The organism is Phenylobacterium sp. VNQ135 (genome assembly GCF_049445735.1).
Lineage (GTDB): Bacteria > Pseudomonadota > Alphaproteobacteria > Caulobacterales > Caulobacteraceae > Phenylobacterium.
This window is the reverse complement of the sequence record NZ_JBMSDS010000002.1, coordinates 334,205-343,636: the sequence shown is the minus strand read 5'-3', so window position 1 is coordinate 343,636 and position 9,432 is coordinate 334,205. Positions and strand designations below refer to the sequence as shown.

Here is a 9,432-nt window from a genome sequence, read left to right as displayed (position 1 = left end):
CCTGTGGAGAACTTGGAGTCAAGAAAAGCCGTTCTGCGCCGTATGAACGAGACCGATCTTCTCTGGGACCTCGAGCGGCGCTTCTGGCTGGAAGGCGAGGGCCATTACCGGGCGGCGCTGGACCCGCATTGCGTGATGGTCTTCGGCTTCGGCTCGCTGACCGGCGAGGCGATCCTGGAGAGCCTGGAGGCCGCGCCGCGCTGGAACGCGGTGGCCATGGCGGAGCGCCGGCTGGCCCGGCCGACGGACGACCTGGCGGTTCTGGCCTATCTCGCCGCCGGGCGGCGCGAGGGCGAACCGGCCTATGAGGCGTGGTGCAGCTCGACCTATCGCCGGGACGGGCCGCGCTGGCGACTGGTGCAGCACCAGCAGACGCCCGCCTAAGCGTCCGAAAGCCGCCAGCGGTTATCGGCGAACGCCACTATCTTGAGCGCATGATCCGATATGCACTCTTCGAGACGGCCATCGGCGTCGCCGGCCTCGCATGGGGCGACGAGGGCCTCGTCGCCTGCCACCTGCCGGAGCGCGACGCCGAGACCGCCCGGCGCGGCTTCCTGCGGCGGTTCCCGGACGCGGTCGAGGGCGAGGTCCCGGCTGTGCTCGCCTCCACGGTCGAAGGCATCCAGGCGCTGATGCGCGGCGAAAAGGCGGATCTCTCGGCGGCCCCGCTGGACCTGTCGCGCACGCCCGAGTTCCACGCCCGCGTCTATGAGATCGCCCGGGCGATCCCGGCCGGCGAGACCCTGACCTACGGCGAGATCGCCGAGAAGCTCGGCGACAAGCTGCTGGCGCGAGACGTCGGCCAGGCGCTGGGCAAGAACCCCTGGCCGATCGTGGTTCCGTGCCACCGGGTGACGGCGGCCGGCGGCAAGCCCGGTGGCTTTTCCGCGCGCGGCGGGGTCGAGACCAAGCTAAGACTGCTGGCCATCGAGGGCGCGAAGGCCGCCGCCCAGGGGGACCTGTTCGCGTGACGCCAGCTTTGGAACGCCGCCTCCTGCAGCTCGCCGTGGCGGTCGCAGGGATCGTGCCGGTCTATGGCGGCGGGATGGGCGCGCTGGGGCTGCTCAGCGACAGCGGCCACTTCCGCTACCTGTCAGGGCTGCTGCTCGGCATCGGGCTGACGTTCTGGTGGACGATCCCGACGCTGGAGCGCCGTGGCGTCGTCTACCGCACCCTCGCTCCGATCGTGGTGCTGGGCGGCCTCGCGCGGCTGGCGGCGACGATCCAGGCCGGCGAGCTCACCGCCTCGGCGGCCGTGCCGTTGGGCATGGAGCTGGCGGTCACGCCCCTGCTCGCGCTCTGGCGCGAGCGCGTGGAGCGGCGCATGGCCGCCTCTACGGCGTCAGCAAGCTCTTTCCATCAGCCTTCACGCCAGGGCGAAGACGGATAACGGCGTCGCGTGACGTCCCCATATGGTCTAGCTTGCTGGTGAACCGGGGATCCGCATGAAGCTGAAGATCGTCTCCGTCATGGCCTCGGCCGCCGCCCTTCTGGTTGCACCCGCGAGCGCGCAGACGCCGCCATCGCCGCCGCCTCCAAACGCTACTCCCGTCCAGGTCGCCTGCACGGCCGACTTCCGCACGCCGGGCCCGTTCTTTCCCCAGAGCCGCGCGACCGAGCCAGACCCGACCTTGCCGATTCCGTTCGACGCGGCAGAGCTTTTCCGCACCGGACTGATCTGCCATTACCACGACGCTTATGGACAGAAGCTCTGGCGGGTCGCCGGCGGTCAGGCCTGGTGCCGCCCGGTGACCGCCGCCGCTTGGCGATATCCCGTGACAGGCAACCCCACGTGCAACGCGTCGGCGGGAGATTGCGCGGTCACCTGCCTGCAGGCGCCGTCGACCCCATAGGCCGCTAGCCGCCGACCGCGACGCCCGCTAAGCACCGGACATGGCCATAGGCGTATTCGACTCCGGCGTGGGCGGGCTCACCGTCCACCACAGGCTCGTGGAGCGCTTCCCCGACGCCGACTTCGTCTATCTCGCCGACCAGGCGAACGCGCCGTACGGCGGCCGGCCGGGCGAGGAGATCGTCGAGCTGACCAGGGCCGGCTGCATCCGGCTGTTCGAGGAAGGCTGCGACGTCGTCGTCCTCGCCTGCAACACCGCCGCCAGCGTGGCGCTGCGCCGGCTGCAGCAGACCTGGCTTCCCGGCTACCGGCGCGAGCTCGGCCGTCCGGTGAACGTGCTGGGCATCGTGGTGCCGACCATCGAGGCGGCCACCGGTCTGCCCTGGGAGCACGAGGCCGAGCGGCGCGGCGAGAAGATCGAGAAGCTGGACGTGCTAGGCATCTTCTCGACGCCGGCGACCGCCAGCAGCCGGGTCTACGAGATCGAGATCGACAAGCGCCGGCAGGACGTCGCGGTCTTCTCCGAGCCTTGCCCGGAGCTTGCGCGGATGATCGAGACCGGCGCCTCGCGCGACGAGCTGGCCGCGGTCATCCAGGGCCATGTGAAGGCGCTGACCACGCGGATCGGCCGTCCGCCCGACCGCGCCATTCTGGGCTGCACCCACTACGAGATCACCGCCGACCTGTTCCAGGCCGCGCTGCCGCCGGGCACGCCGCTGATCCGACAGCCGGAAGCCACGGCCGATGCGCTGGCCCGCTACATGGAGCGGCATCCCGAGTTCCGGCCGGGAACGACCGGCCAAAGGCGGTTTCTGACGACCGGCAAGCCCGGCGCGCAGCACAGCCTGGTTGAGACCTTCTGGGGCGGCCCGCTAAGCTTCGAGCCGGCTTGAACCCGCAGGGGGCTCCGATGAAGCGTGCAATCCTGGCCGGCATGGTCCTGGCGGCTCTCGCCGGCGCCGCCCGCGCCGAGGTCGTGGACAAGGGAAGCTACGGCTTCCGGCTGAGATACGCCGCGCAGGTCGCCGCGCCGCCCGAGACCGTCTTCAAGGCGATCGGCGAGATCGGCCGCTGGTGGAGCGACGCCCACACCTATTCCGGCAAGGCGGCGAACCTCTCCATGCCGCTCGCCGCCAACGCCTGCTACTGCGAGGCCCTGCCCGGCGGGGGCGGCGTGCGCCATGGCGTCGTCGAGCTGGTGATCCCGAACCGGCAGGTGCGGGTGTCAGCCGCGCTGGGGCCGCTGCAGGACGAGGGCGTCGGCGGCGCGTGGTTCTTCGACGTGAAGCCCAAGGCCGGCGGCGCCGAGGTCGTGATGACCTACAACGTGGGCGGGGCGCGGGACTTCGTGACCTCGCTGGCGCCGGCGGTGGACGGCGTCATGGGCGAGGGCTTCCGCCGCTTCACGCGCTATGTGGAGACCGGCAGGCCCGAGTGAGCGCCTCGTCCAGGCGGACGCCTGGCCCGTAGGGCGAAAGGTCGTCGCTGCGCGGACCGGCGTCGGGCTCCGCCAGCGCCGGGCCGATCCGCGTCTCGACAGGGAACACGCCCGACCAGGCGCTCCAGCCTTCGTCAGCCGGAAGGTCGGTCGGCCCGGTCGCCTTCACCTTGGCCGAGGCTTCCTCGATCTCCATCTCGACCAGGGTGATGGCCGCGAGCTCGGCCTCCGTGGTGGGCCGCAGCCGCAGGCGACGCCCCGCGTAGAGGCGGTCGATGAAGGCCTCCATGGCCGCCCGCTTGGCGACAGGATTGGCGACGACCCTGGCGCGGCCGAAGGCCATGACCGAGCGGTAGTTCACCGAGTGGGTGATGCCCGAGCGGCCGACGATCAGGCCGTCCAGGAAGCTCACCGTGACGCAGACTGCCTGGCCGTCGACGGCGTCCAGCATCCGGCTCGCCGCCGAGCCGTGCCAGTAGAGCGTGCGCCCTTCGCGCCAATAGGCGGTCGGCGTGACGAAGGGCTGACCGTCGATCACGTAGCCGACGTGGGCCATCAGGCCGGCGTCGAGGATGCGGAACACCGTGGCCTCGTCATAGGCGGCGCGCTGCGGGCGCCGGCGGACCTGCGAGCGGGCGGTCGGCTGGAACTGCGGGGCGGCGGAACCGTCCATGGGGGGCCTCCTTCTCAGGGCTGCGCAGCTAGGCCATATGTGGTCTGCTACACAGGTCCAATCCGGGCCGATATTGCAGACCACTTGGCGAGGGGCCGATGAGCTGGGCCGAGATCTATCCGTGGCAGGCGCCGAACCCCGGCGGGCCCGTGATCCGGCAGGTCTATGACCAGGTGCGCGGCGCCATCCACGCCGGCGCGCTGAAGCCCGGAGGGCGCCTGCCCTCCAGCCGCGATCTGGCGCAGCGCCTGAGCGTCGCCCGCGCGTCGGTCGTCGCGGCCTACGACATGCTGCTGGCCGAGGGCTATGCCGAGGGGCGGCCGGGTTCAGGGACCTATGTCTGCGGCGACCTGTCGGGCGTGCTGGACCTGAAGCCCCCGCCGAACGCCGACGCGCGGGGCGCGCCGCCGCAGCCGCCGGCGGGGCTGAGCGCGCTGGAGGGCCTCGCCCTGCCCTCGATCGAGGCCGGCATGCGGATGTTCTCGAACGGCCGGACGCTGATGGACGCCCGCGCCCTCGACGCCTGGGCCGCCTCCACGCGACGGGCGCTGAAGACGCTCGATCCGGTCCACTTCGGCTACTCCGATCCGCGCGGGGAGCCGGCCTTGCGGGCGGCGGTGGCGGACTATCTGCGCGCCGCCAGGGGCGTGGTCTGCGAGCCCGACCAGGTGATCATCACCTCGGGCGCGCAGCACGCCGTCGACGTGGCGGTGCGGGTGCTGCTGCAGCCCGGCGACCCGGTGTGGATGGAGGACCCGGGCTACCTGCCGACCTGGCACGCCCTGGCGGCGGCGGGCGCCGAGCTGCACGCGGTTCCGGTGGACCGCGCCGGCCTCGACGTGGCGGCGGGCGTCGCCGCCGCGCCGCGCGCCCGGCTGGCGTTCGTGACGCCGTCTCACCAGTACCCGCTGGGCGTGACGCTCTCGATGGGGCGGCGGCTGGAGCTGCTGGCCTGGGCGCGCGAGGCGGGCGCCTGGATCGTCGAGGACGACTACTCTTCCGAGTTCCGCTACTCGGGGCCGCCGCTGGCGGCGCTGCAGGGCCTGGATGGCGGCGAGCGGGTGATCTACGTGGGCACGCTCAACAAGGCGCTCTTCCCGGGCTTGAGGCTCGGCTACATGGTCGCGCCGCGGCCGCTTGCCGACGCCCTGGCCAAGGCGCGCCAGCTCATCGATCGCCAGCCGCCGACGGTGACCCAGGCGGTGCTGCTGGACTTCATCGAGAGCGGCCAGTTCGCGGCGCACATCCGCAGGCGCAGGCTGGCCTACCGGGCGCAGCGGGACGCGCTGGTCGAGGCGCTGCGGGCGCGGCTGGGCGAGAGGCTGGAGGTCGAGGTCCCGGACCAGGGCATGCACCTGACGGCCTTCCTCAAGGATGGCGAAGACGACGTGGCGGCGCAGGCCGCAGCGGCGGCGCGGGGGATCACCGCCCGTGCGATCAGCCCGCTCTACCGCACGGCCAAGCCGAGACCCGGCCTGCTGCTGGGCTTCACCGGCTATCCGGCGCGCAGCATGGCCGGCGGCGTCGCGAAGCTGGCGGACGCCCTGGCCGATCTGGACTGACGGAAAGACCTTCAGAAGCCCGGGAGACGCTTGGGGGGAGGAGGGAGCGCCCCCCGGGCAGGCTGAAGTGCGGTGTGTGACACATCTTCAGAGAGACCGCCGGGGTGGAAGGATCACGCGCCCGACGTCGATGGCGTGGAGATAGGGGGCGCGGCTGCGACTGGCCAATCGATTGTTTTTGGAAATGGCATAGAGCGCGGCTATCGTCGCGTTTCGGCCGTCATTGGCTGGGACCGTTCACGCGATGCTGCCCACGATCCGTCAGCTCCAGTACCTGAAGCTGCTCGCCGAGCACGGCGCCTTCGGCCGCGCCGCAGAGGCGGCGCACGTCACCCAGCCTACCTTGTCCGCCGGCATCCAGGAACTGGAGCGCACCCTGGGCGCGGCGGTGGTCGACCGGGCGCGGTCAGGCGTGATCCTGACACCGGTGGGCGAGGAGGCGTTGCGGCGGGCCACGGTGATCCTCAACGAGGCCGAGGAGCTGGTGGAGGCCGCCAAGAACGCCGGCCAGCCGCTGACCGGCCGCTTCCGCCTGGGCGTGATCCCGACCATCGCGCCGTTCCTCTTGCCGCGCGCCCTGCCGTTGCTGCGCGAGCGTTTCCCGAAGCTCAGGCTGTTCCTGCGCGAGGACCTGACCCAGCGGCTGATCGCCCAGCTCAAGGCCGGACGGCTGGACGCGGCGCTGATCGCGCTGCCGTTCGACATGGCCGGGCTGGAGTGGGCGCATGTGGCGGACGACGAGCTGCTGGCGGCGGTGCCGGCCGACCATCCGCTGGCGCGGGAGACGTCCGCGACGCCTGCGGACCTGGCGCGCGAGAACCTGATCCTGCTGGAGGACGGCCACTGCCTGCGCGACCAGGCGCTGTCGGCCTGCCGGCTCAATGCGCCGCGCAGCGCCGCCGGCGAAGAGCCGTTCGCCGCCACCTCGCTGCCGACGGTGGTGCAGATGGTGGGGTCGGGCCTGGGCGTGACGTTCATCCCGCGCATGGCGGTGAATGCGGGCCTGGCCGACGCCGCGCCCGTCGCGGTCCGGCCGATCCAGGCCGAGCACCCCGCAAGGGAAATCGTCGTCGCCTGGCGGGCCGGCTCGAACCGACGCGCCGAGGGCCGGCTGCTGGCCGAGGTCCTCAAGGACGCTTGAGCCGGCCGATTTAGACTGTATCGAAAAATATCTTTGCGCCGATACGATTTCGATGTATCTGCAATCTAGACATATCGGAATAAGGTCTAAATCGACATGAGACATGGAATGTTCGGACACCACCGCCATCACCACAGCCGGCACGGCTGGGGCGGGCGCTGGGGTGATGGTCGGGCCGAAGCGCGCGACGGGGCGCATGGCGAGCGCGGTCGCGGACGCGGCGCCCGCATGGGCCGCTTCTTCGAGCACGGCGACCTGCGGTTCGTGATCCTGGCGCTGCTCGAGGAGCAGCCCCGGCACGGCTACGAGCTGATCAAGGAGCTGGAGGAGCGCACCGGCGGCGCCTATCGGCCCTCGCCGGGGGTGATCTACCCGACGCTGGCGCTGCTGGAAGACGAGGGTTCGGTCCGGCCCGCCGCCGGCGAAACCGGCCGCAAGCTCTACGAGATCACCGACCAGGGCCGCGAGGCGCTGACGCAGAACCGCGCGGGCGTCGAGGCGGTGTTCGCCCGCATGAATGCGGCGGCGGAGACGTCAGGCCCCAGCCGCCCGCGCGTGGGTCGGGCGATGATGAACCTGGGCATGGCGCTCCGGACGCGGCTGTCGCGTGCGACCACGCCCGAAGAGCTGGACCGCATCATCGAGCTGATCGACGACACGGCCCGGGCGATCGAGAAGATCTGAGGACCTCTCAGTCCATCAGCCGCTGGGCGAGGTAGACGTAGTGCCTCGCCCAGCGCCGGGCGTTGAGTTCCGGGTCGGCGTCGTTGGCGTGACCGCCGAAGGTCTGCTCGTAGTAGAGGTAGGGCACGCCGAGCTGCTGGAGCCGGGCGGCGAACTTGCGGGCGTGGCCGGGGTGGACCCGGTCGTCGCGCGTGTTGGTCGTGATGTAGGCCAGCGGATACTGCACGCCGGGCTTCAGCGCCTGGTAGCCCGAGTACCTGGCGATGAAGGCGCGGTCCTCCGGCACGTCGGGATCGCCGTACTCGCCCACCCAGGACGCGCCCGCCGACAGCTTGTGGTAGCGAAGCATGTCGATCAGCGGGCTTTCCACCACGACGGCGTTCCAGAGCTCCGGGTGCTGGGTCATCGAGACGGTGGTGAGCACGCCGCCGTTCGAGCGGCCGTAGATGCCGAGCCGGCGGGCGGACGTGATCCTGCGCGCGGCGAGGTCGCGGGCGACCGCGGCGAAATCGTCGAAGGCGAGCTGGCGCTTCTCGCGCAGGACCGACTGGTGCCAGGCCGGGCCGAACTCGCCGCCGCCGCGGATGTTGGCGATGACGTAGGCGCCGCCGCGCTCCATCCAGAGCTTGCCGGCCTCGGGCATGTAGATCGGCGGCTTGGCCACCTGGAAGCCGCCGTAGCCGTACATCAGGGTGGGCAGGGAGCCGTCGAGCTTCGCCGCCTTCGGCCGCACCACGAAATAGGGGATCTTCGTCCCGTCGGACGATATGGCCCAGAACTGCTCGACAACATGGGTCGAGGCGTCGAAGCGGGCGGGCAGCGCCTTCACCCGCGCCGCGCGGCCGCTGGCGGCGTCGGCGAGCCACAGGCTGGTGGGCTCGAGGAAGCTCTCGACGGTGACGAACAGCTCGTCGTCGGACCCGGCCGTGTCGACGAGGTTGATGTTGGCGTCCTTCGGCAGCGGCAGGCGCCTTGCGCTCCAGCGGCCGTCGGCGAAATCGTAGACGTCGACGGCGCCCTTCACGTCCTCCAGCAGGGTGACGATGAGCTTCCCGTCCGTGGCGGCCACCTGCTGAACGGCCTGGCGAGGGCCGGGCTGGAAGATCAGCCGCGGCTTCGCCGAACCGGCGTCGGCCTTCAGGGCCTTCAGGTCGTAGGCGATCAGGGCGCCGGGCTGGAAGCCGCCCCAGGCCTCCTGGAGGCTGAACACCACCTGGCCGTCGACATAGGCTTCTTCCTCGGCCTTCCGGGCGAGCGGCACGCGGACCAGACCCCTGTCGCCAACGAGGCTGAACTCCCGCTCGTAGAAGGTCACGTTGCGGCTGATCAGGACGCCGTCGACCCGGGCGCCCTCGCCCCGCAGCACGCTGGCGGCGGCCGACATGTCGGTCTTCTGGCCCCGGAAGACCTCACGCGCCGAGCCGTCCCGGCCGACGATCTTCACGACATAGGGGTAGCCCGAGGTCGTGACTTCGCCGGGCGTCCATTCGCGGGCGACGGCGAGGCTGTCGCGGTCGAGCCACTGGACGTACTGCTTGCCCTCGGTGAAGCGGAAGCCGCCTTCGACGAAACGCTTCGTGCGGGTGTCGAACTCACGGATCTCGACGGCGTCGCCGCCGCCATCGGACAGCCGAACGAGGCAGGTGGTCTCGGCCGGCTTCAGGCAGACAGCGCCCTTGAAGAACCACCGCTTGCCCTCGGCCTTGGCGAGCGCGTCGACGTCGATCAGCGTCTCCCAGGCCGGGTCGGCCGTGCGGTACGAGGCCTCGGTCGTATGGCGCCAAAGACCGTGCGGGTGCTCGGCGTCCTGCCAGAGGTTGTCGACGCCGCCGGCCCGGAATTGCGGCGTCGGGATGCGGTCCTTGGCGGTGAAGATCGCGCGCGCCTCGGCCAGCATGGCGGGGTATCGCGGATCCTTCTCCAGGACGCCGGCCGTCTTGACGTTCTCGGCCTCGGCCCAGGCGAGCGCCTTGGGATCGTCGACCCCTTCCAGCCAGAGGAAGGGATCCTCCTGGGCCCGCGCGGCGGCGGGAAGGGCGAGGGCGGCGGCGGAGAACGCGACGGCGAGCAGCTTCATGGCGT

The 9,432-nt window shown here is 71.2% G+C and carries 11 protein-coding genes; 9 read left to right on the top strand and 2 right to left on the bottom strand.

What is annotated here, in order from left to right:
• Window positions 1-42: 42 nt before the first annotated feature.
• The 6 genes from ACO2Q0_RS07465 to ACO2Q0_RS07440 are packed head-to-tail and all read left to right on the top strand — an operon-like array spanning window position 43 to window position 3,290.
• Entirely contained in the window at window positions 43-384 is a 342-nt protein-coding gene (locus ACO2Q0_RS07465) for a nuclear transport factor 2 family protein (protein ID WP_423350868.1), read from the top strand.
• 50 nt (window positions 385-434) lie between these two features.
• Window positions 435-971: a methylated-DNA--[protein]-cysteine S-methyltransferase gene (locus ACO2Q0_RS07460; protein ID WP_423350867.1), complete on the top strand. Its 537-nt coding sequence runs from the start codon at window positions 435-437 to the stop codon at window positions 969-971.
• Window positions 968-1,390, top strand: coding sequence for a DUF4345 family protein (locus tag ACO2Q0_RS07455; RefSeq protein WP_423350866.1), 423 nt, complete (start codon window positions 968-970; stop codon window positions 1,388-1,390). Before ACO2Q0_RS07460 ends, ACO2Q0_RS07455 begins: the two co-directional genes overlap by 4 nt.
• 55 nt (window positions 1,391-1,445) lie before the next feature.
• Window positions 1,446-1,853 (top strand): hypothetical protein, encoded by a 408-nt coding sequence (locus ACO2Q0_RS07450; protein WP_423350865.1) that lies wholly within the window; start codon window positions 1,446-1,448, stop codon window positions 1,851-1,853.
• Window positions 1,854-1,893: 40 nt separating this feature from the next.
• On the top strand, window positions 1,894-2,745 hold the full coding sequence (locus ACO2Q0_RS07445; protein WP_423350864.1) for a glutamate racemase: 852 nt from the start codon (window positions 1,894-1,896) through the stop codon (window positions 2,743-2,745).
• Window positions 2,746-2,762: 17 nt separating this feature from the next.
• Complete coding sequence (locus tag ACO2Q0_RS07440; protein WP_423350863.1) at window positions 2,763-3,290, top strand: SRPBCC family protein; 528 nt, start codon at window positions 2,763-2,765, stop codon at window positions 3,288-3,290.
• On the opposite strand, the gene ACO2Q0_RS07435 is transcribed toward ACO2Q0_RS07440, so the two are convergent.
• On the bottom strand, window positions 3,256-3,963 hold the full coding sequence (locus ACO2Q0_RS07435; protein WP_423350862.1) for a pyridoxamine 5'-phosphate oxidase family protein: 708 nt from the start codon (window positions 3,961-3,963) through the stop codon (window positions 3,256-3,258). The genes ACO2Q0_RS07440 and ACO2Q0_RS07435 overlap by 35 nt on opposite strands.
• A gap of 98 nt (window positions 3,964-4,061) precedes the next feature.
• Here ACO2Q0_RS07435 and ACO2Q0_RS07430 point away from each other — a divergent pair, with 98 nt between their 5' ends.
• The 3 genes from ACO2Q0_RS07430 (at window position 4,062) to ACO2Q0_RS07420 (ending at window position 7,350) form a co-directional block, all read left to right on the top strand.
• Entirely contained in the window at window positions 4,062-5,525 is a 1,464-nt protein-coding gene (locus tag ACO2Q0_RS07430; protein WP_423350861.1) for a PLP-dependent aminotransferase family protein, read from the top strand.
• Between the two features lie 244 nt (window positions 5,526-5,769).
• Window positions 5,770-6,666: a hydrogen peroxide-inducible genes activator gene (locus ACO2Q0_RS07425; protein ID WP_423350860.1), complete on the top strand. Its 897-nt coding sequence runs from the start codon at window positions 5,770-5,772 to the stop codon at window positions 6,664-6,666.
• A 108-nt stretch (window positions 6,667-6,774) separates the two neighbouring features.
• Window positions 6,775-7,350 (top strand): PadR family transcriptional regulator, encoded by a 576-nt coding sequence (locus ACO2Q0_RS07420; protein WP_423350859.1) that lies wholly within the window; start codon window positions 6,775-6,777, stop codon window positions 7,348-7,350.
• 7 nt (window positions 7,351-7,357) lie between these two features.
• On the opposite strand, the gene ACO2Q0_RS07415 is transcribed toward ACO2Q0_RS07420, so the two are convergent.
• Window positions 7,358-9,427, bottom strand: a complete 2,070-nt coding sequence (locus tag ACO2Q0_RS07415; protein WP_423350858.1) for a prolyl oligopeptidase family serine peptidase — start codon at window positions 9,425-9,427, stop codon at window positions 7,358-7,360.
• Window positions 9,428-9,432: the final 5 nt, after the last annotated feature.

Coding starts and splice junctions, on each gene's coding strand:
- ACO2Q0_RS07420 (WP_423350859.1), top strand. CDS start 6,775: ATGTTCGGACACCACCGCCATCACCACAGCCGGCACGGCTGGGGCGGG.
- ACO2Q0_RS07460 (WP_423350867.1), top strand. CDS start 435: ATGATCCGATATGCACTCTTCGAGACGGCCATCGGCGTCGCCGGCCTC.
- ACO2Q0_RS07430 (WP_423350861.1), top strand. CDS start 4,062: ATGAGCTGGGCCGAGATCTATCCGTGGCAGGCGCCGAACCCCGGCGGG.
- ACO2Q0_RS07435 (WP_423350862.1), bottom strand. CDS start 3,963: ATGGACGGTTCCGCCGCCCCGCAGTTCCAGCCGACCGCCCGCTCGCAG.
- ACO2Q0_RS07465 (WP_423350868.1), top strand. CDS start 43: ATGAACGAGACCGATCTTCTCTGGGACCTCGAGCGGCGCTTCTGGCTG.
- ACO2Q0_RS07445 (WP_423350864.1), top strand. CDS start 1,894: ATGGCCATAGGCGTATTCGACTCCGGCGTGGGCGGGCTCACCGTCCAC.
- ACO2Q0_RS07440 (WP_423350863.1), top strand. CDS start 2,763: ATGAAGCGTGCAATCCTGGCCGGCATGGTCCTGGCGGCTCTCGCCGGC.
- ACO2Q0_RS07425 (WP_423350860.1), top strand. CDS start 5,770: ATGCTGCCCACGATCCGTCAGCTCCAGTACCTGAAGCTGCTCGCCGAG.
- ACO2Q0_RS07450 (WP_423350865.1), top strand. CDS start 1,446: ATGAAGCTGAAGATCGTCTCCGTCATGGCCTCGGCCGCCGCCCTTCTG.
- ACO2Q0_RS07415 (WP_423350858.1), bottom strand. CDS start 9,427: ATGAAGCTGCTCGCCGTCGCGTTCTCCGCCGCCGCCCTCGCCCTTCCC.